We start from the raw sequence: 20528 nt of genomic DNA on the forward strand, positions 1-20528 counted from the left end.
GCCTCAGCCTCTTCCAGGAGACCACTGTGAACGACTTCCCCGGCCGCGGCCTCTACGACCGCACGCCAGCCGTGCAGGACACGCGCGCCGCGCAGGGCCAGTACACCGGCCCGCAGGCCGAGTCCCGCTACGTGATCCCGCGCTTCGTCGAGCGCACCTCCCAGGGCGTCCGCGAGTACGACCCGTACGCGAAGCTCTTCGAGGAGCGGGTGATCTTCCTCGGCGTCCAGATCGACGACGCCTCCGCCAACGACGTCATGGCGCAGCTGCTGTGCCTGGAGTCGATGGACCCCGACCGGGACATCTCGGTCTACATCAACAGCCCCGGCGGCTCCTTCACGGCCCTGACGGCGATCTACGACACGATGCAGTACGTCAAGCCGGACATCCAGACGGTCTGCATGGGCCAGGCGGCCTCCGCCGCCGCCGTCCTGCTGGCCGCCGGCACGCCCGGCAAGCGCATGGCGCTGCCGAACGCCCGGGTCCTGATCCACCAGCCGTACAGCGAGACCGGCCGCGGCCAGGTCTCCGACCTGGAGATCGCCGCCAACGAGATCCTGCGGATGCGGACCCAGCTGGAGGAGATGCTGGCCAAGCACTCCACCCAGTCGATCGACAAGATCCGCGAGGACATCGAGCGCGACAAGATCCTCACGGCCGAGGACGCGCTGAGCTACGGCCTGATCGACCAGATCATCACCACCCGGAAGATGGACAACGCTTCCCTGCGCTGAGGCAGGAGGCTGTATCGTCTGCCGCCCCTTGGCATGGTTGGCACGGTTCACGTCAAAGCGAACCGTGCCAAGGGGGGCCCGAACGGGGGGCCCGGCAAGGTACCGTCGGACATAAGGCAGCACCAGGAGTCCGCTGGACGTCGACGTCGCGTCGAACTCCAGGAGTCTCCCAGGCGAAGGGGAAGCACACCGTGGCACGCATCGGTGACGGCGGCGATCTGCTCAAGTGCTCGTTCTGCGGGAAGAGCCAGAAGCAGGTCAAGAAGCTCATCGCAGGGCCCGGTGTGTACATCTGCGACGAGTGCATCGACCTCTGCAACGAGATCATCGAGGAGGAGCTGGCCGAGACCAGCGAGGTCCGCTGGGAGGAGCTGCCCAAGCCCCGGGAAATCTACGAGTTCCTCGAGGGGTACGTGGTCGGCCAGGAGGCGGCGAAGAAGGCCCTCTCCGTCGCGGTGTACAACCACTACAAGCGGGTCCAGGCCGGTGAGAACGGCGGCGCCCAAGGCCGTGACGACGCCATCGAGTTGGCCAAGTCGAACATCCTGCTGCTGGGCCCCACCGGCTCCGGCAAGACACTGCTCGCCCAGACCCTCGCCCGGATGCTGAACGTCCCGTTCGCGATCGCCGACGCCACGGCGCTCACGGAAGCGGGGTACGTCGGCGAGGACGTCGAGAACATCCTCCTGAAGCTCATCCAGGCGGCGGACTACGACGTCAAGAAGGCCGAGACCGGCATCATCTACATCGACGAGATCGACAAGGTCGCGCGCAAGAGCGAGAACCCGTCGATCACCCGCGATGTGAGCGGCGAGGGCGTGCAGCAGGCCCTGCTGAAGATCCTGGAGGGCACCACGGCCTCGGTCCCGCCCCAGGGCGGCCGCAAACACCCCCACCAGGAGTTCATCCAGATCGACACGACGAACGTCCTGTTCATCGTGGGCGGTGCCTTCGCGGGCCTGGAGAAGATCATCGAGGCCCGGGCCGGCGCCAAGGGCATCGGCTTCGGCGCGCAGATCCGCTCCAAGCGCGAGCGCGAGGCCAAGGACCACTTCGAGGAGGTCATGCCGGAGGACCTGGTGAAGTTCGGCATGATTCCCGAGTTCATCGGCCGCCTCCCGGTCATCACGTCGGTCCACAACCTCGACCGCGAGGCACTCCTCAAGATCCTGGTCGAGCCGCGCAACGCCCTGGTGAAGCAGTACGAGCGCCTCTTCGAACTCGACGGAGTGGAGCTGGACTTCGAGCGCGAGGCCCTGGAGGCCATCGCCGACCAGGCCATCCTCCGCCAGACCGGCGCCCGCGGCCTGCGCGCCATCATGGAGGAGGTCCTCCAGGGCGTGATGTACGAGGTCCCGTCCCGCAAGGACGTCGCCCGCGTGGTCATCACGGCGGACGTGGTCCTCTCCAACGTCAACCCGACGCTGATCCCGCGGGATTCGCGGGGGCGGGGCTCGGGGGAGCAGAAGACGGCGTGACGTGACATGGGAAGGGGCCCCGGTCGGCGGACCGGGGCCCCTTCGCACGTCGTGCCGCATCACACCTTGACGCGGATGTCCTTGCGGAGCTTGGTCGTGAGGTCCACCGCCACGTCCTTGCTGATGTCCTTGTCGACCTCGCCCGGCGACACCAGAGCCAGCGTGCTGTGATCGGCCCACGCGCAGAACCAGTCGGTCTTGACCTTCTTGGTCTGCGGGTTCGCGCCCTTCGCCGCCTGGCACTTCATCAGCGCGCCGTCGAGCTCCACCTCCTCCGGCTCACCGAGGAGTTCCGACTTCGCGCCGCCGCTGCCGGAAGACCCGTCCTCGGCCGACTTCTTGAACTCGGTGAAGAGGGTGTCGAGAGCGGCCTCGGGGTCGGAGATCTCGCCGTAGGCGCCGAAGAACGTGAGCGTCGAGAACTCGGAGGGGACCGAGCCGGGGTCGCCCGGGTCGTACGAGGACGGGTCGATCGTGGAGTAGAAGCCGAACGAGGACTCGCCGTTCTTGACGCCGCTCTTCGCCAGGTCCTTGGCCACGTCGTCCCCGCCGGACGTCGCACCCTCCTCGGACATGCGGTTGTACTCCCCGCCGATCACCGACTTCGGCGCGGTCAGCTTGTGCGGGCCGTCGTCCTCCAGGCCGCCCGCGCCGCCGCCCCCGCCGAGGACGAAGTACGCGCCCACGCCGATCGCCGCGACCACCGCGACCGCGCCGATGATCAGGCCGGTCTTCTTCTTGCCGCCGCCCGCGGCCGGCGGCTGGGGCATGCCGTAGGGGGCCTGGCCGTAGGGCGGCTGCTGACCGTACGGGGGCTGCTGGCCGTAGGGCGGCTGCTGCGGCGGGACACCGCCCTGCTGCGGGTGGCCGTAACCCGGCTGGGGCTGCGGCGGAGGCGTCTGCTGGGGGTAGCCGTAGCCGGGCTGCGGAGCCTGCGGCTGCTGGCCGTACGGGCCCGGCTGGCCGTACGGACCGGGCTGCTGGGGCTGCCCGCCGTACGGGCCCGGCTGGTTGTAGCTCATGTTCTGGGTTCCCCTCCAGATGCTTACGCGTTGCTGACATCCTGACGCAGACATGCCGGGGGCAGGTCACCGGGGGCCGCACCGTTACAAAGGAATCGCGTTTCGGGACAGGCTCGTGACCCCTCTAAACTGACCCCGTGACCGAGAACTCTCAGCAGCCGCAGCAAGCGCCCACCACCGAACTGCCGACCCAGTACACGCCGGCCGAGGTAGAGGGGAAGCTGTACGAGCGCTGGGTGGAACGGGGTTACTTCGAGGCGGACGCGGGGAGCGACAAGCCGCCGTACACCATCGTCATCCCGCCGCCGAACGTCACGGGCAGCCTGCACCTCGGGCACGCCTTCGAGCACACGCTGATCGACGCCCTGACCCGCCGCAAGCGGATGCAGGGCTACGAGACGCTGTGGCAGCCCGGCATGGACCACGCCGGCATCGCCACGCAGAACGTCGTCGAGCGGGAGCTGGCCAAGGAGGCCAAGTCCCGGCACGACCTGGGCCGTGAGGCGTTCGTCGAGCGCGTCTGGCAGTGGAAGGCCGAGTCCGGCGGTCAGATCGGCGGGCAGATGCGCCGCCTCGGCGACGGCGTCGCCTGGTCGCGCGAGCGCTTCACCATGGACGAGGGGCTGTCCCAGGCCGTCCAGACCATCTTCAAGCGGCTCTACGACGACGAGCTGATCTACCGCGCCGAGCGCATCATCAACTGGTGCCCGAGGTGTCTGACGGCCATCTCCGACATCGAGGTCGAGTACCAGGACGACGACGGCGAGCTCGTCTCCATGAAGTACGGCGACGGGGACGAGACGATCGTCGTCGCCACCACCCGTGCCGAGACGATGCTCGGTGACACCGCCGTCGCCGTCCACCCGGACGACGAGCGCTACAAGCACCTGGTCGGCAAGCTGATCAAGCTGCCGCTGACCGACCGCTCCATCCCGGTCGTCGCCGACGAGCACGTCGACCCCGAGTTCGGCACCGGCGCCGTCAAGGTGACGCCCGCGCACGACCCGAACGACTTCGAGATCGGCCAGCGCCACGACCTGCCCGCCATCGCCGTGATGGACGAGCACGCCGTCATCACCGCCCACGGGCCCTTCCAGGGCCTGGACCGGCTGGAGGCCCGCTCGGCCATCGTCGCCGCGCTGCGCGCCGAGGGCCGGATCGTCGCGGAGAAGCGGCCCTACGTCCACTCCGTCGGCCACTGCTCGCGCTGCAAGACCACCATCGAGCCGCGCCTGTCCATGCAGTGGTGGGTCAAGGTCGGCCCGCTGGCCAAGGCGGCCGGCGACGCCGTCCGCGACGGCAAGGTCAGGATCCACCCGCAGGAGATGGAGAAGCGCTACTTCGACTGGGTCGACAACCTCCACGACTGGTGCATCTCGCGCCAGCTGTGGTGGGGCCACCGCATCCCGGTCTGGTACGGGCCGAACGGCGAGGTCGTCTGCGTCGGCCCCGACGAGGAGCCGCCGGCCGGCGACGGCTGGCACCAGGACTCCGACGTCCTGGACACCTGGTTCTCCTCCGGCCTGTGGCCGTTCTCCACGCTGGGCTGGCCGGAGCAGACCGAGTCGCTCGCGAAGTTCTACCCGAACTCCGTCCTGGTCACCGGCTACGACATCCTCTTCTTCTGGGTCGCCCGGATGATGATGTTCGGCCTCTACGCCATGGACGGCACCCCGCCGTTCCACACCATCGCCCTGCACGGCATGGTCCGCGACCAGAACGGCAAGAAGATGTCCAAGTCCTTCGGGAACGTGGTCAACCCGCTGGACTGGATGGACAAGTACGGCTCGGACGCCCTGCGGTTCACGCTCGCCCGCGGCGCCAACCCGGGCGTCGACGTCCCGATCGGCGAGGACTGGGTCCAGGGCTCCCGCAACTTCGCCAACAAGGTCTGGAACGCCACCCGCTTCGCGCTGATGAACGGCGCGACGGTCGAGGGCCCGCTGCCGGACGCGTCGCAGATGTCCTCGACGGACCGCTGGATCCTCTCCCGGCTGAACTCGGTCGTCGCCGAGGTCGACGCGTACTACGAGGACTACCAGTTCGCGAAGCTCTCCGACGCCCTGTTCCACTTCGCCTGGGACGAGGTCTTCGACTGGTACGTCGAGCTGTCCAAGACCACCTTCCAGGCGGGCGGCGAGGCGGCCGAGGTCAGCAAGCGCGTCCTGGGCGAGGTCCTGGACGTCACACTGCGACTGCTGCACCCCGTGGTCCCCTTCGTCACCGAGACGCTGTGGACCACGCTGACCGGCGGCGAGTCGGTCGTGATCGCGGAGTGGCCGTCCGACTCGGGCTTCCGGGACGCCGACGCCGAGCGCGAGATCGAGACGCTCCAGTCCGTCATCACCGAGGTCCGCCGCTTCCGCGCCGACCAGGGTCTCCAGCCCGGCCAGCGGGTCCCGGCCCGGCTGACGCTGGACGGCACGGCGCTGGCGCCGCACGAGCCGGCCGTCCGCCAGCTGCTGCGCCTCCAGCCGGAGGGCGACGCCTTCACCGCCACGGCCACCCTGCCGGTGGCGGGCGTGGAGGTCGCGCTGGACCTGTCCGGCGTGATCGACGTCGCGGCGGAGCGCAAGCGGCTGGCCAAGGACCTCGCCGCCGCCGAGAAGGAGAAGGCCCAGGCCACGGGCAAGCTGGGCAACGAGGCGTTCCTGTCGAAGGCGCCGGACCACGTGGTGGAGAAGATCCGCACCCGCCTGGCGAAGGCGGAGGAGGACATCACCCGCATCCAGGCCCAGCTGGAGAAGCTGCCGCAGGCGTAAGTGCTGCTACGCGGACGAGGGCCCCGGTGCCGCCGTGTCGGCGCCGGGGCCCTCACATCCCTCGGGGGCGCGGGGCTGTATCGATGTGCGGCTCCGCCGCGTGGGCGCGGGAAACGCCGCACGGCCCGCACTCGCACGAGATGACCAGCCGCCCCCGTCCCTGGGCGCCGCCGACCACCGCACGTTTTGTCACAGCCGCTCCGTAGACTGGGCCCCGTGAGCGACAACCCCGGCACCAACGACCAGCCCGACCCTCTCGAATCCTTCGACGAGATCATCGCCGCCGAGACCGACCGCGACCCCGATCTCGCCGTCATCGAGGCCGGCAGCCGCACCCTGCGCACCCAGGGCGGCCCGCCGCAGGCCGACGTGCCCGGGCGGCCCGAGGACCCCGAGGTGGACCGCGCCCTGCGCGAGGTCGAGGGGGAGCTGGCCACCCGCTGGGGCGAGACCAAGCTGGAGCCCTCCGTCAGCCGCATCCGCGCGCTGATGGACGTCCTGGGCGACCCGCAGCGGTCGTACCCGTCCATCCACATCACGGGGACGAACGGCAAGACCTCCACCGCCCGCATGATCGAGGCCCTGCTCGGCGCCTTCGAGCTGCGCACCGGGCGGTACACCTCGCCCCACGTGCAGTCGATCACCGAGCGGATCAGCCTGGACGGCGCGGCGATCTCCGCCGAGCGCTTCGTCGAGACGTACCAGGACGTCAAGCCGTACGTGGAGATGGTCGACGCCCAGCAGGAGTACCGGCTGTCGTTCTTCGAGGTGCTGACCGGCATGGCGTACGCCGCCTTCGCCGACGCGCCCGTGGACGTCGCCGTCGTCGAGGTCGGGATGGGCGGCAGCTGGGACGCCACCAACGTGATCGACGGGGACGTCGCCGTGGTCACGCCCATCGACCTGGACCACACCGACCGGCTCGGCAACACGCCCGGCGAGATCGCCACCGAGAAGGCCGGCATCGTCAAGCAGGGCGCCACCGTCATCATGGCCCAGCAGCCGGTGGACGCGGCGCAGGTGCTGCTGAAGAAGGCCGTGGACGTGGACGCCACCGTGGCCCGCGAGGGCCTGGAGTTCGGCGTCGTGGCCCGGCAGGTCGCCGTCGGCGGCCAGCTGCTGACGCTGCGCGGGCTGGGCGGCGAGTACACCGACGTCTACCTGCCGCTGCACGGCGCGCACCAGGCGCACAACGCCGCCGTGGCGCTCGCCGCCGTGGAGGCGTTCTTCGGCGTGGGCGCCCAGCGCGTCGAGCCGCTGGACATCGACACGGTGCGCAAGGCGTTCGCCGCCGTCGCCTCGCCGGGTCGGATGGAGGTCGTACGGCGGTCGCCGACCGTCGTCCTGGACGCGGCGCACAACCCGGCCGGCGCACGGGTCACCGCCGAGGCGGTCGGAGAGGCCTTCCAGTTCAGCCGGCTCATCGGCGTGGTCGGCGCGAGCGCCGACAAGAACGTCCGGGGGCTGCTGGAGGCCTTCGAACCGATCTTCGCCGAGATCGTCGTCACCCAGAACTCCAGCCACCGCGCGATGGACGCCGACGAGCTGGCCGCGCTCGCCGTGGAGGTGTTCGGCGAGGAGCGGGTCCAGGTCGAGCCGCGGCTGCCGGACGCGCTGGAGGCCGCGATCACGCTGGCCGAGGAGGAGGGCGAGTTCGCCGGCGGCGGAGTGCTCGTCACCGGTTCCGTCATCACCGTCGGCGAGGCCCGACTGCTCCTGGGGAGGGGCTGAGATCCCGTGCGTACGCTCTGTTCATCGACCCTGATCGGCGAGTTCTTCGTCATCGGCTTCGCCGGGCTGGTGGCCATGAAGGACCCGGACCTGTCCATGGGGACGGTGTGGACGGTCAGCGGCATCGCGATGTTCCTGTGCCTGGTGCTGTGCGGCCTGGTGACCCGGCCGGGCGGCGTCGCCCTGGGCTGGGCGCTCCAGGCCGCCCTCATCGCCTCCGGCTTCGTGGTGCCGATGATGTTCGTCCTGGGCGTGATCTTCGCGGCCCTGTGGTGGGCGTCCGTGCACTACGGAAGGAAGATCGACGAGGCGAAGGCGAGATTCGCGGCGCAGGCCGGTTCGGACCCCTCGACGGCCGACGTGGCGTGACGCCCCGCGCCGCGGGTGGCGCGACGGCTCCGGGCCGCGCGGGGGGCCGGTGACGCCGGGGCGCTCCGAGCCCCCGCGATGCCGGGCGGGCGTTGTGCACTCCTGCGCTGGGGTGGTTGCCGTCCGTTCCTGCGCCGGGGCCGGGGCCGGTGCCCGTCCGTTCCTGGGCCGGGGTGGTTGCCGGCTGTTCCTGCGCCGGTGTGGTGCGTGCTCCGGCGGCGGGGTGTCCGGGGCGGCCCGGCCGACGTGAGCGGCCGTGCGGGGCTGCCCGGCCGCCGCCTCCAGCCTCCCCGTCGCCCCGCGGAACCGCTTCGGCTGACGCTGCGTGACAGGCGGCGCGACACGCCCGGTAACCTCAGTCATCACCTCGCACAATCCCACATTCCAAGGAGCCCGTCGTGACTCAGCGCACCCTCGTCCTCCTCAAGCCCGACGCCGTCCGTCGTGGCCTGACCGGCGAGATCATCAGCCGTATCGAGCGCAAGGCGGGCTGGCGGATCACCGCGCTGGAGCAGCGCACCCTGAGCACGGACACCCTGGAGCAGCACTACGGCGAGCACAAGGGCAAGCCCTTCTACGAGCCGCTCGTGGAGTTCATGTCCTCGGGACCGGTCGTGGCCATGGTCGTCGAGGGCGAGCGGGTCATCGAGGGCGTGCGTGCCCTGGCCGGCCCGACCGACCCGATCGCCGCGGTGCCCGGATCCATCCGGGGGGACTACGGCGTCATCGTCCGGGAGAACCTGATCCACGCCTCCGACTCCGAGGAGTCCGCCGAACGCGAGCTGAAGATCTTCTTCCCCGGGCGCGTCTGACCCGTCCGGCGAGCTGCCGGTTCCTGACATCCCGTCAGCCAAATGGCGCAGCTGACCTGGGGGGCCGCGTATATGCGGCGGCCTTGTGACACATGCGTGCCGATCGGGGGAACGTTTGCCTCCGTCGGCCCGTCTCCACAAGCGAGGCGGCGTGCCATCTGCTGACAATGGCGAAGACCCTCGCACGGTGTTCGTGAAAGCGCGTCTACGATGGAAGCATTCACGTCACAGCAACCCACCTCGCCGACCTGAAAAGCCCTCAAAGGCTCGTGGGAAGGCCAGTCGAATCCTGATGGGGAACTCTATGTCGTTCATCGGCCGTGACATGGCTGTCGACCTCGGGACCGCCAACACGCTGGTGTACGTCAGGGGTCGCGGGATCGTACTCAACGAGCCGTCCGTCGTCGCGATCAACACCAACACCGGTGGCATCCTCGCGGTCGGCGCCGAAGCGAAGAAGATGATCGGGCGCACGCCCGGCAACATCGTTGCCGTGCGTCCGCTGAAGGACGGCGTGATCGCCGACTTCGAGATCACCGAGCGGATGCTCCGCTACTTCATCCTGAAGATCCACAAGCGGCGGTATCTGGCTCGTCCGCGGGTCGTCGTCTGTGTGCCCTCGGGCATCACGGGCGTCGAGCGTCGCGCCGTCATCGAGGCGTCGTCCCAGGCCGGCGCCCGCCAGGTGCACATCATCGAGGAGCCCATGGCCGCGGCCATCGGCTCCGGCCTGCCGGTCCACGAGGCCACGGGCAACATGGTGGTCGACATCGGCGGCGGCACCACGGAGGTCGCGGTCATCTCCCTCGGCGGCATCGTCACCGCACAGTCCATCCGCGTCGCGGGCGACGAGCTGGACAACGCGATCATCCAGCACATCAAGAAGGAGTACTCCCTCCTCCTGGGTGAGCGGACGGCCGAGCAGATCAAGATCACGATCGGTTCGGCGTACGACCTCGACACTGACGAGCACACCGAAATCCGCGGCCGGGACCTCGTCTCCGGGCTGCCCAAGACCGTCGTCATCTCCGCCGGCGAAGTGCGCAAGGCGATCGAGGAGCCCGTCAACGCCATCGTCGACGCCGTCAAGACGACCCTCGACAAGTGTCCGCCGGAGCTGTCCGGCGACATCATGGACCGGGGCATCGTCCTGACCGGCGGCGGTGCGCTGCTGCGCGGCCTGGACGAGCGGCTGCGCCGGGAGACCGGCATGCCCATCCACATCGCCGAGGACCCGCTGGACAGCGTGGCGCTCGGCTCCGGCAAGTGCGTGGAGGAGTTCGAGGCACTCCAGCAGGTGCTGGACGCCCAGCCCCGCAGATGACACAACGCTTCGATTCCGCCGTACGAGACGATCTCCTCTCGTGCGGCGGATCGTTGATATAGAGACAGGACGGTGCCCATAACGCCCTTCAGGGGGCGTTCCCGGGCGGTACAACCGAATCCCCGCCCCACCGAATCCCCACTCAACACCGACGAATTTCCCGAATTCCGACGAGGAAGGCACGGCCGCCGCACGTGAGGGACACGAAAGAGAGCCGGCTGCTCCTGGTGCTGCTGATCGCCGTAGCGTTCGCGCTGATCACGGTGGACATCCGCGGCGGGAAGGATTCACCGGTCGACGGTGCCCGCCAGGCCGCGGCCACCGTCTTCGGCCCGATCGAGAACGGGGTGTCGGCCGCGGTCGACCCCGTCGGCAACGCGATCGCCGCGGTCCGCGCCTCCGGCGAGCGCCACGACCGGCTCGCGCAGCTGGAGAACGAGAACGCGGCCCTGAAGGCGAAGCTGGGCAGCGACGACCGCAGCCGCAGCCGTCTCAAGCAGCTCGACAAGCTGCTGAAGACCGCCGGCAAGGGCCAGTACGGCATCAAGGGCGCCCAGGTCATCGCCATAGGAGCCGCCCAGGGTTTCTCCTGGACCATCACCATCGACGCCGGTGCCAACGACGGCATCGAACGCGACATGACCGTCCTGAACGGCGACGGCCTGGTCGGCCGGGTCACCACCGTCGGCCCCAACTCCTCCACGGTGCTCCTCGCGACCGACCCCGACTTCACCGTCGGCACCCGCATGGAGTCCACCGACGAACTCGGCTTCGCCTCCGGTCAGGGCGACCGCCCGCTGCGCGTCGAACTGCTCAACGGCAAGGCCGACGTGAAGAAGGGCGACCGCCTGGTCACCTTCGGCTCGCAGGCCGACAAGCCCTTCGTGCCCGGCGTGCCCGTCGGCGTCGTCTCCCGCGTCGACCCCTCCAGCGGCGACCTGACCCGCAGGCTCTACGTCACGCCGTACGTCAGCTTCACCAAGCTCGACATCGTCGGCGTCGTCGTCCAGGCCCCCGAGAAGGACCCGCGCGACACCGTGCTCCCGGACAAGCCCAAGCCGACCCCGAAACCGACCGTGACGGTGACCGTGACGCCGTCCGCCGACGCGCCCGCCGACGGCCAGGTGCCGCCCGAGCAGCCCGAGCAGTAGGAGCTTTGAGTCCCATGCGCGTCAACCGGATCCTGCTCTCCGTCTCCCTGGTCGTCGTCGCCCTGGTGATCCAGGTGAGCGTCCTCGCCCGCCTCCACCTGCCCGGCGCCGTCCCCGACCTGCTGCTGCTCACCGTCCTCGGCTTCGCCCTGGTCTACGGCCATGTCGGCGGCGCCCTCATCGGCTTCGGCGCCGGACTCCTCGCCGACCTCGCCCCGCCCGCCGATCACGCGGCCGGGCGCTACGCCCTGGTGCTGTGCGTCATCGGCTACCTCGCCGGGCTCGTCAAACCGGAGAACGGCCGGCTGAAGTCGGCCACCGGCCCCATGGTCGTGGTGGCCGTCGCCGCCGTCGCGACCACGCTGCTGTACGCCGGCGTCGGTGCCCTCGTCGGCGACACCGCCGCCCGCCACGTCGGACTGCCCGGCCTGGTGTTCACCGCCGCCCTGTACGACCTGCTGCTCGCCCCGTTCGTCGTGCCCGGGGTCATGGCCCTGGCCCGGCGCGCGGAGAACGACCCGCTCGCCGAGACCAACTCCGCCGGGCAGGGCACCGACATCTCCTCCGGCTGGCTCTCCTCGGGCACCGGGCTGCGCATCGGCGGGCAGCGGAGCGGGCTGCGGGTGAAGGCGGCGCGGGCGCGGATGGCCCGGGCGGGGCGGATCAAGGGGGTCAAGCGGCTGTGAGCGCGGGGAAGTTCACCGGAACGGGTGAGACCAGCAGGAACGCCGCCTCGCCGGCCGGGCGTTCATCACTTGTACCCAGGCCGTCGTTCGTACACGGGCCGTCGTTCGTACACAGGTCGCCGCGCGTACACGGGCCATCGCTCGTGCACGCGCAACCGTTCGTGCACGCGACATCACCCGCACACGCACTCGCGTACGCGTACTGAGAGGGGGAGACAGCCGCAGTGACCAACATTCCCGAGACCGGACGAAACCCACGCGTCCAGATCCGGCTGGCCGTCATCCAGATCCTCGTCCTCTCCCTCCTCGGCACCCTCGGCGGGCGGCTGTGGTACCTCCAGATCCGCCAGGGCGACGAATACGCCAAGGAAGCCTCCGGCAACCACGTCCAGCAGGTCGTCCAGCCGGCCGTACGCGGCTCGATCCTGGACGCCCGCGGTGTCGCCCTCGCCGACAACGAGACCCGGCTCGTCGTCTCGGCCTCCCGCACCGACCTGCTGAAGATGAAGGACGACGGCAAGGCGGTCCTCACCAAACTCGCGGGCGTCCTCGGCATGCAGCCCAAGGAGGTCATGGAGAAGGTCCGGCTGTGTGACGCCGAGACGCCCCAGCCGTGCTGGAACGGCTCCCCCTACCAGCCGATCCCCATCACCGACGAGGCCACCCCCAAACAGGCCCTGCAGATCCGCGAGCGCGCCGAGGACTTCCCCGGCATCACCGCCGAACCGCAGGCCATGCGCCGCTACCCGAGCCCGGGTCAGGCCAACACCGGCCAGGTCCTCGGCTACCTCTCGCCCGTGACCGACGAGGAGATCCAGGAGGCGCAGGACACCGACTCGCCCTTCCTGCGCTCCGACCAGGTCGGCCGCTCCGGGCTGGAGCGCCAGTACGACAGGGCGCTGCGCGGCAAGGCGGGCGTCACCCGCTACGAGGTCGACAACCTCGGCCGCGTCATCGGCATGGCCGAGGCCGACCCCGCCCAGCCCGGCTCCAGCCTCGTCACCAGCCTCGACGCCCGCGTGCAGCGCATCGCGGAGTACGAGCTGAACGAGGCGATGAAGGAGGCCCGCAAGCAGTACGACGACAACACCGGCGAGAACTACAAGGCCGACGCCGGCGCGGTCGTCGTGATGGAGGCCAAGACCGGACGGGTCGTCGCCATGGCGTCCAACCCGACCTACGACCCGAACGTCTGGGTCGGCGGCATCTCCGCCAAGGACTACAAGAGGCTCACCGGCAAGGACTCCCACTACCCGCTGCTCAACCGCGCCATCCAGGGCCAGGCCGCCCCCGGCTCCATCTTCAAGGTGGTCTCCACCGCCGCCGCGGTCGAGGCGGGCTACGACTTCGACGGCGGCTACAACTGCTCCAGCTCGTACTCCGTCGGCGGCCAGGTCTTCAAGAACTTCGAGTCCCAGAGCTTCGGCTCGATCGGCCTCGGCCGGGCCCTCGAGGTTTCCTGCGACACCGTCTACTACCGCCTCGCGCACGAGGAGTGGAAGAAGGACGGCGGCATGAAGCCGAAGAAGCCCAACGACTACTTCTACAAGGCCGCCCACCAGTTCGGCCTCGGCGAGAAGACCGGCATCGACCTGCCCAACGAGGTCACCGGCCGGGTCCCCGACCGCGAGTGGAAGCAGAACTACTGGGAGGCCAACAAGGACGCCTGGTGCAAGACCGGGAAGAAGGGCGGCTCCTACGTCGAGAGGCTCGCGTACGAGGGCTGCCTCGAGGGCAACAAGATGCGCGCCGGTGACGCGATCAACTACTCCATCGGTCAGGGCGACACCCTCGTGACCCCCATCCAGATGGCCACCATCTACGCGGCCATCTCCAACGGCGGCACCATGTACGACCCGTCCATCGGCAAGGCCATCATCAGCCCCGACGGCAAGCAGGTCACCGACATCAAGCCCGAGTCGCACGGCAAGCTGCCGATAAGCCAGGCGACGCTGAAGAAGATGGACGACGCCCTGGAGGGCGTGGCCACCCGCGGTACGGCCGCGTGGCGGTTCGAGGGCTGGCCGCAGGACGAGATCCCGATGCACGCCAAGACCGGTACCGCCGAGGTCCACGGCAAGCAGACGACGTCGTGGTTCGCCACGTACACCGACGAGTACGCGATCGTCATGACGATCGCCCAGGGCGGCACGGGTTCCGGCGCCTCCGGCCCGGCCGTCCGCAACATCTACGACGCGCTGTACGGCGTCCAGGAGGACGGCTCGATCGACAGGAAGAAGGCGCTGCTGCCCGAGCCCCAGCAGGGCCTGCCGAAGATCAAGGCGGACGGGACCATCGCCTCGCCGAAGATCTCCGAGGACCCGGTGAAGGACATGCTGGCCGAGCAGGAGGCCGCCGAAGAGGGCGCCGACGTCCCGGCCGACGGCGGGCAGGACCCGCAGGACCAGGGGGCGACCGTGCCGCCGCCGCAGACGGAGAACCGTGAGACCAGGCGACGCGGCCGGGGACGGAGCGGTCGGCGTAACCGGAGGGTGCGCACATGACGGGCGCGAACAGTTTCCAGGTCTCCGGGTACGGGCCGGAGCGCGCCGGATGGACGCGCCTGTTCGCGCGGGACGGTGTCGCGCGCCGGATGGACTGGCCGATACTGCTGGCGGCCACCGCGCTCTCGCTGCTCGGCTCGCTGCTGGTCTTCTCCGCGACCCGCAACCGCACGGACATCAACCAGGGCGACCCGTACTACTTCCTGGTCCGGCACCTGCTCAACACCGGCATCGGGATCGCCCTGATGATCGGCACGGTCTGGCTGGGCCACCGCACCCTGCGCACGGCCGTGCCGGTCCTGTACGGCGCGTCGGTGTTCCTGGTCCTGCTGGTGCTCACGCCGCTGGGCACGACGATCAACGGTGCGCACTCCTGGATCAAGCTCCCCGGCGGCTTCTCCGTGCAGCCCTCGGAGTTCGTGAAGATCACGATCATCCTGGGCATGGCGATGCTGCTGGCCGCGCGGGTGGACGCGGGCGACAAGCAGTACCCCGACCACCGGACGGTGCTGCAGGCGCTGGGGCTGGCCGTGGTGCCGTCGCTGATCGTGATCCTCATGCCCGACCTCGGGTCGGTCATGGTCATGGTGGTCATCGTGCTGGGCGTGCTGCTCGCCTCCGGCGCGTCGAACCGCTGGGTGTTCGGGTTGATCGGCGCCGGCGCGCTCGGCTCCATCGCGGTGTGGCAGCTGGGCATCCTCGACGACTACCAGATCAACCGCTTCGCGGCGTTCGCCAATCCCGAGCTGGACCCGGCGGGCGTCGGCTACAACACCAACCAGGCCCGCATCGCCATCGGCTCCGGCGGCCTGACCGGCTCCGGCCTCTTCAACGGCTCGCAGACCACGGGCCAGTTCGTGCCGGAGCAGCAGACGGACTTCGTCTTCACGGTGGCGGGGGAGGAGCTGGGGTTCGTCGGGGCCGCCTTCATCATCGCCCTGCTGGGCGTGGTCCTCTGGCGCGCCTGCCGCATCGCACGGGACGCCACCGACCTGTACAGCACGATCGTCGCGGCGGGCATCGTCGCGTGGTTCGGGTTCCAGACGTTCGAGAACATCGGCATGACGCTCGGCATCATGCCGGTGACGGGCCTGCCCCTGCCGTTCGTGTCGTACGGAGGCTCGTCGATGTTCGCCGTGTGGGCAGCGGTGGGTCTGCTCCAGTCGATCACGGTGCAACGCCCCATGTCGGCGTGACCGCTGCGGCACCGCGGGCACTGGGCGTCTGAGGGCGCCTGGGGGCGCCGGGAGCACTCGCCCGGCGCCGACCCCGTGACCCGCCCCGCCCGCCCGACTAGATTCGCCCCATGGCGGACACCAAGCGCGAGATCGAGCGGAAGTACGAGTCAAAGGACAGCGGCCTCCCCGACCTCACCGGCGTCCCCGGTGTCGCGGCCGTCGTCGACAAGGGCGTCGCCCACCTCGACGCCACCTACTACGACACCGCCGACGAACGCCTCGCCGCCTCCTCGGTCACCCTGCGCCGCCGCACCGGAGGCTCCGACGCCGGCTGGCACCTGAAGTTCCCCGTCGCCCCCGGCGTCCGCGACGAGATCCGGGCCCCGCTCTCCGACCACGTCCCCCGCTCCCTCGCCGGCCTCGTCCGGTCCCGGGTCCGCGACGCAGAGCTGGTCCCCGTCGTCCGCCTCGTCAGCGACCGCGACATCCGCGACCTCGTCGACGCCGACGGCCGGCTCCTCGCCGAGGTCAGCGTCGACGCCGTCCACGCCGAACGCCTCACCGGCACCGGCACCGGCACGGGCACGGGGAAAGGCACTGCCACCGCCCAGTGGTCCGAGATCGAGGTGGAGCTCGCCGACGGCGGCGACCCCGCCCTCCTCGACAAGATCGACAAACGCCTGCGCAAGGCCGGCGTACGCCCCTCCCGCTCGGCGTCGAAGCTGGCCAGGGCCCTGAGCCGGACGAAACCGAAGAAGCAGCGCGGAGCGGCCGCGCGGAAGCCCCAGCCCCCGGCCCCCGTGACCGCCGGCGAGCACGTACTCGCCTACGTCCGCGCCCAACGGGACGCCCTCGTCGCGCTCGACCCCGACGTACGCCGGGACGTCCCCGACTCCGTGCACCGGATGCGCGTCGCCACCCGCCGCCTGCGCAGCACCTTCCGGTCGTACGCCAAGGTCCTCGACCGCACCGCCACCGACCCGATCGGCGCCGAACTGAAGTGGCTGGCGGCGGAGCTGGGCGCCGGCCGCGACCAGGAAGTCCTCACCGACCGCCTGACCACCGCCCTGGCCGAGCTGCCCCGCCCCCTCCTCGCCGGACCCGTCCGCACCCGCCTGCGCACCTGGTCGCACGCCCGCGGCGGCGGCTCCCGGCGCAGGCTGATCGCCGTACTGGACGGCGGCCGGTACCTGGCGCTGCTCGCCGCCCTGGACACCCTGCTCGCCGACCCGCCGCTGCGCCCACCGGCCGGCGCCAGAAAGCCGGGGAAGGTGATCGGGGCGGCGGTACGCAAGGACTTCGGGCGGGTGTCCGAGCTGGTCGAGCAGGCCCTCTCCCTGCCCCCGGGAGACGAACGCGACCAGGCGCTGCACGACGCCCGCAAGGAGGCCAAGCGGACCCGCTACTCCGCCGAGGCGGCCGTCGGCCTGCTCGGCGACCCGGCCGCCGACCTGGTGCGGTCGATGAAGTCGCTCCAGCAGCTCCTCGGCGACCACCAGGACAGCGTGATGACCCGCGAGGCCCTGCGCACACTGGCCCGGCAGGCGCACGCGGCCGGCGAGAACTCCTTCACGTACGGCGTGCTCCACGGCCGCGAGGAGCGCCGGGCGGCGGACGCGGAGGCGGCGCTGCCCGGACTGTGGGAGACGGTCCGGGGCGGGCCGGTGTTCTGAGCGGTGCGGGGGACCTCCCCGATCGGGTTAGTCTGGATGGTCACCCTGTCCGCACACAAAGGTTCCGCGAGATGTCTGCCGAAGCCACCGAGTCCGTGTCTTCTGTGTTTCCGCAGCTCGAAGCGCTGCTCCCGCATGTGCAGAAGCCGATCCAGTACGTCGGCGGCGAGCTCAACTCCACGGTCAAGGACTGGGACTCCTGCGACGTCCGCTGGGCGCTGATGTACCCCGACGCCTACGAGGTCGGACTGCCCAACCAGGGCGTCATGATCCTCTACGAGGTCCTGAACGAGCAGCAGGGCGTCCTCGCCGAGCGCACCTACAGCGTGTGGCCGGACCTGGAGGCGCTGATGCGGGAGCACGGCGTCCCGCAGTTCACGGTGGACAGCCACCGCCCGGTGAAGGCCTTCGACGTCCTCGGCCTGTCCTTCTCCACGGAGCTGGGCTACACCAACATGCTGACGGCCCTGGACCTGGCGGGCATCCCGCTGGAGTCGAAGGACCGCGGCCCGGACGACCCGGTCGTCCTGGCCGGCGGCCACGCGGCCTTCAACCCCGAGCCCATCGCCGACTTCATCGACTGCGCGGTGATCGGCGACGGCGAGCAGGCGGTCCTGGAGATCACCGCGATCATCCGCGCCTGGAAGGCGGAGGGCCGCCCCGGCGGCCGCGAGGAACTCCTGCTGCGCCTGGCGAAGACGGGCGGGGTGTACGTCCCCGGCTTCTACGACGTCGAGTACCTGCCGGACGGCCGCATCGCCCGCGTCGTCCCCAATCGCTCGGGCGTCCCGTGGCGGGTGTCCAAGCACACGGTGATGGACCTCGACGAGTGGCCCTACCCCAAGCAGCCCCTCGTCCCGCTGGCCGAGACGGTCCACGAGCGGATGTCCGTGGAGATCTTCCGCGGGTGCACCCGCGGCTGCCGCTTCTGCCAGGCCGGCATGATCACCCGCCCGGTGCGCGAACGCTCGATCACCGGCATCGGCGACATGGTGGACAAGGGCCTGCAGGCGACCGGCTTCGAGGAGGTGGGCCTGCTCTCCCTGTCCTCGGCGGACCACTCGGAGATCGGCGACATCGCCAAGGGCCTGGCGGACCGCTACGAGGACGACAAGATCGGCCTGTCGCTCCCGTCCACCCGCGTCGACGCCTTCAACATCGACCTGGCCAACGAGCTGACCCGCAACGGCCGCCGCTCCGGTCTGACCTTCGCCCCCGAGGGCGGCTCGGAGCGCATCCGCAAGGTCATCAACAAGATGGTCTCCGAGGACGACCTCATCCGGACCGTCGCCACGGCCTACGGCAACGGCTGGCGCCAGGTGAAGCTGTACTTCATGTGCGGCCTGCCCACGGAGACCGACGACGACGTCCTTCAGATCGCCGACATGGCGACGAAGGTCATCGCCAAGGGCCGCGAGGTGTCGAGGTCCAACGACATCCGCTGCACGGTCTCCATCGGCGGCTTCGTGCCCAAGCCGCACACCCCCTTCCAGTGGGCCCCGCAGCTCTCCGCCGAGGAGACCGACGCCCGCCTGGCCAAGCTCCGCGACAAGATCCGCGGCGACAAGAAGTACGGCCGCTCCATCGGTTTCCGCTACCACGACGGCAAGCCCGGCATCGTCGAGGGACTCCTCTCCCGCGGCGACCGCCGCATCGGCGCCGTCATCCGCGCCGTCTACGACGACGGCGGCCGCTTCGACGGCTGGCGCGAGCACTTCTCGTACGACCGCTGGATGGCCTGCGCCGACAAGGCGCTGGAGCCCTTCGGCGTGGACGTCGACTGGTACACCACCCGCGAGCGCACCTACGAGGAGGTCCTCCCCTGGGACCACCTCGACTCGGGCCTCGACAAGGACTGGCTCTGGGAGGACTGGCAGGACGCCCTCGACGAGACGGAGGTCGAGGACTGCCGCTGGACCCCGTGCTTCGACTGCGGGGTGTGCCCACAGATGGACACCCAGATCCAGATCGGCCCGACCGGCAAGAAGCTGCTGCCGCTGACGGTGAAGCAGCCGGCGGGCAGCGGACACACGCACTGAGCAGGGGCCCCTCCTCACGAGGGGCCCTTCTTCGTGCATCCGCGCGGCCCCGCAAGGGTGTCTCGCCGTCGCGATCCGGGTGCCGGTGCGGATCGTCGTGTTCGTGCTGGTCGTGCCGGCGCGGGTGGTGTGGGACGCGCTCGTCGTCGCGGGACGGTTCCTCGACGACGTGGTGCTGCGGCCGGTCGGGCGGGCTCTGGCGTGGGTCGGGCGGGCCGTGTTCGTGTGGCCGTTCGTGGGGCTGTGGCGGTACGCCGTGGTGCCCGTGGGGCGCGGGCTCGCCTGGCTCGGGAACGTGCTCGTCGTCGTACCGGCCGGGTGGCTGTACCGGTGGACGCTGGTTCCGGCGGGGCACGGGCTGGCGTGGCTGTACGTGCGCGTGCTCACGCCCGTCGGGCATGCCGTGCTCCGGGCGCTCAGGGGCGTGGGCGCGGCGTTCGCCGCCCTCGGGGGCGCTCTGACCCGGTTGGGGAACGTGCTCGTCGTCGTACCGGCGGTGTGGCTGTACCGGTGGGTGCTGGCCCCCGTCGGGCGGGCGGCCGCCTGGTGTGTGCGGGCGGTCGTCGCCGGGATCGGTGTGGTTCTGTACTGGACCGCCCGGATTCTGCTGGTCCTGCCCGCCCTGGCACTGTGGCGGTGGGTGCTCGCGCCCGTCGGGCGGGTCCTCGGGGTCGTCGGCCGGGAGGTCCGTGACGCCCTGGGGCATGCCTGGCGCGTGGCCGGGTACGTGTCGCGGGCAGTCGGGCGGTTCCTCGGGACGCTGCTGCGGTGGGCCCTCGTGGAGCCGGTGCGCCGGGCGTACCGGAGGGTGCTGACGCCGGTCGGGCACCTGGTGCGGGACACCGTGCTGCGGCCCGTCGCCGAGGCCGGCCGGCAAGCGCTCGCCGCCTGCCGGGCGTCCGTGCGGCAGGCCCGCGCCGACCTGCGCCGGATGCTGTCCGGCGAGCCGGAGCGGGTCCCGTCGGTGGACCGGCGGGAACCATCCGGTGGCGGGCGACGTAGTCTTGGTAGAAGTACGACCGCTCTCACGAAGGACTGAACGACACTGGGCAAGCGACAGCCCGA

General features: G+C 70.4%; 15 protein-coding genes. 14 read left to right on the forward strand and 1 reads right to left on the reverse strand.

The annotated features are described in order from the left end of the window. The first annotated feature begins 26 nt into the window (after positions 1 to 26). The gene (locus ACLGIH_RS22800) at positions 27 to 734 is read left to right on the forward strand and encodes an ATP-dependent Clp protease proteolytic subunit (protein WP_416527121.1); all 708 of its coding nucleotides are present in this window, start codon (positions 27 to 29) and stop codon (positions 732 to 734) included. Positions 735 to 925: 191 nt separating this feature from the next. Then, the gene (gene clpX / locus ACLGIH_RS22805; RefSeq protein ID WP_416527122.1) at positions 926 to 2212 is read left to right on the forward strand and encodes an ATP-dependent Clp protease ATP-binding subunit ClpX; all 1287 of its coding nucleotides are present in this window, start codon (positions 926 to 928) and stop codon (positions 2210 to 2212) included. Between the two features lie 59 nt (positions 2213 to 2271). On the opposite strand, the gene ACLGIH_RS22810 is transcribed toward clpX, so the two are convergent. Beyond that, positions 2272 to 3234, reverse strand: a complete 963-nt coding sequence (locus ACLGIH_RS22810) for a hypothetical protein (protein WP_416527123.1) — start codon at positions 3232 to 3234, stop codon at positions 2272 to 2274. Between the two features lie 137 nt (positions 3235 to 3371). On the opposite strand from ACLGIH_RS22810, the gene ACLGIH_RS22815 reads away from it, so the two are divergent. The 12 genes from ACLGIH_RS22815 to ACLGIH_RS22870 all read left to right on the forward strand — a co-directional run bounded on the left by ACLGIH_RS22815 (position 3372) and on the right by ACLGIH_RS22870 (position 20502). Then, the gene (locus tag ACLGIH_RS22815) at positions 3372 to 5996 is read left to right on the forward strand and encodes a valine--tRNA ligase (RefSeq protein WP_416527124.1); all 2625 of its coding nucleotides are present in this window, start codon (positions 3372 to 3374) and stop codon (positions 5994 to 5996) included. 216 nt (positions 5997 to 6212) lie between these two features. Beyond that, positions 6213 to 7727, forward strand: coding sequence for a bifunctional tetrahydrofolate synthase/dihydrofolate synthase (gene folC, locus ACLGIH_RS22820; protein WP_416527125.1), 1515 nt, complete (start codon positions 6213 to 6215; stop codon positions 7725 to 7727). Between the two features lie 6 nt (positions 7728 to 7733). Beyond that, positions 7734 to 8096 (forward strand): DUF4233 domain-containing protein, encoded by a 363-nt coding sequence (locus ACLGIH_RS22825; RefSeq protein WP_416527126.1) that lies wholly within the window; start codon positions 7734 to 7736, stop codon positions 8094 to 8096. Positions 8097 to 8494: 398 nt separating this feature from the next. Continuing rightward, a complete protein-coding gene (ndk, locus tag ACLGIH_RS22830; RefSeq protein WP_416527127.1) occupies positions 8495 to 8908 on the forward strand; it encodes a nucleoside-diphosphate kinase in 414 nt (137 codons plus the stop codon). A 304-nt stretch (positions 8909 to 9212) separates the two neighbouring features. Then, positions 9213 to 10232: a rod shape-determining protein gene (locus tag ACLGIH_RS22835; RefSeq protein WP_416527128.1), complete on the forward strand. Its 1020-nt coding sequence runs from the start codon at positions 9213 to 9215 to the stop codon at positions 10230 to 10232. Between the two features lie 194 nt (positions 10233 to 10426). After that, positions 10427 to 11383 carry a rod shape-determining protein MreC gene (mreC, locus tag ACLGIH_RS22840; RefSeq protein WP_416527129.1) on the forward strand — a complete coding sequence of 319 codons (957 nt, stop codon included), beginning with the start codon at positions 10427 to 10429 and terminating at the stop codon, positions 11381 to 11383. A gap of 14 nt (positions 11384 to 11397) precedes the next feature. Continuing rightward, complete coding sequence (mreD, locus tag ACLGIH_RS22845) at positions 11398 to 12069, forward strand: rod shape-determining protein MreD (RefSeq protein WP_416527130.1); 672 nt, start codon at positions 11398 to 11400, stop codon at positions 12067 to 12069. A gap of 224 nt (positions 12070 to 12293) precedes the next feature. Then, positions 12294 to 14573 carry a penicillin-binding protein 2 gene (gene mrdA, locus ACLGIH_RS22850; RefSeq protein ID WP_416527131.1) on the forward strand — a complete coding sequence of 760 codons (2280 nt, stop codon included), beginning with the start codon at positions 12294 to 12296 and terminating at the stop codon, positions 14571 to 14573. After that, positions 14570 to 15769, forward strand: a complete 1200-nt coding sequence (rodA, locus tag ACLGIH_RS22855) for a rod shape-determining protein RodA (protein WP_416527132.1) — start codon at positions 14570 to 14572, stop codon at positions 15767 to 15769. The genes mrdA and rodA overlap by 4 nt, the downstream gene beginning before the upstream one ends. A 110-nt stretch (positions 15770 to 15879) precedes the next feature. Then, entirely contained in the window at positions 15880 to 17424 is a 1545-nt protein-coding gene (locus ACLGIH_RS22860) for a CYTH and CHAD domain-containing protein (RefSeq protein ID WP_416527133.1), read from the forward strand. A gap of 71 nt (positions 17425 to 17495) precedes the next feature. After that, on the forward strand, positions 17496 to 19463 hold the full coding sequence (locus tag ACLGIH_RS22865) for a TIGR03960 family B12-binding radical SAM protein (protein ID WP_416527134.1): 1968 nt from the start codon (positions 17496 to 17498) through the stop codon (positions 19461 to 19463). A 37-nt stretch (positions 19464 to 19500) separates the two neighbouring features. After that, positions 19501 to 20502 carry a hypothetical protein gene (locus tag ACLGIH_RS22870; protein WP_416529452.1) on the forward strand — a complete coding sequence of 334 codons (1002 nt, stop codon included), beginning with the start codon at positions 19501 to 19503 and terminating at the stop codon, positions 20500 to 20502. Positions 20503 to 20528 lie beyond the last annotated feature (26 nt).

Origin of the sequence: Streptomyces hamibioticus, from assembly GCF_047946815.1 — a bacterium.
Classification (GTDB): Bacteria; Actinomycetota; Actinomycetes; order Streptomycetales; family Streptomycetaceae; genus Streptomyces.

Coding starts and splice junctions, on each gene's coding strand:
- ACLGIH_RS22810 (WP_416527123.1), bottom strand. CDS start 3,234: ATGAGCTACAACCAGCCGGGCCCGTACGGCGGGCAGCCCCAGCAGCCC.
- ACLGIH_RS22835 (WP_416527128.1), top strand. CDS start 9,213: ATGTCGTTCATCGGCCGTGACATGGCTGTCGACCTCGGGACCGCCAAC.
- mreD (WP_416527130.1), top strand. CDS start 11,398: ATGCGCGTCAACCGGATCCTGCTCTCCGTCTCCCTGGTCGTCGTCGCC.
- rodA (WP_416527132.1), top strand. CDS start 14,570: ATGACGGGCGCGAACAGTTTCCAGGTCTCCGGGTACGGGCCGGAGCGC.
- ACLGIH_RS22860 (WP_416527133.1), top strand. CDS start 15,880: ATGGCGGACACCAAGCGCGAGATCGAGCGGAAGTACGAGTCAAAGGAC.
- ACLGIH_RS22865 (WP_416527134.1), top strand. CDS start 17,496: ATGTCTGCCGAAGCCACCGAGTCCGTGTCTTCTGTGTTTCCGCAGCTC.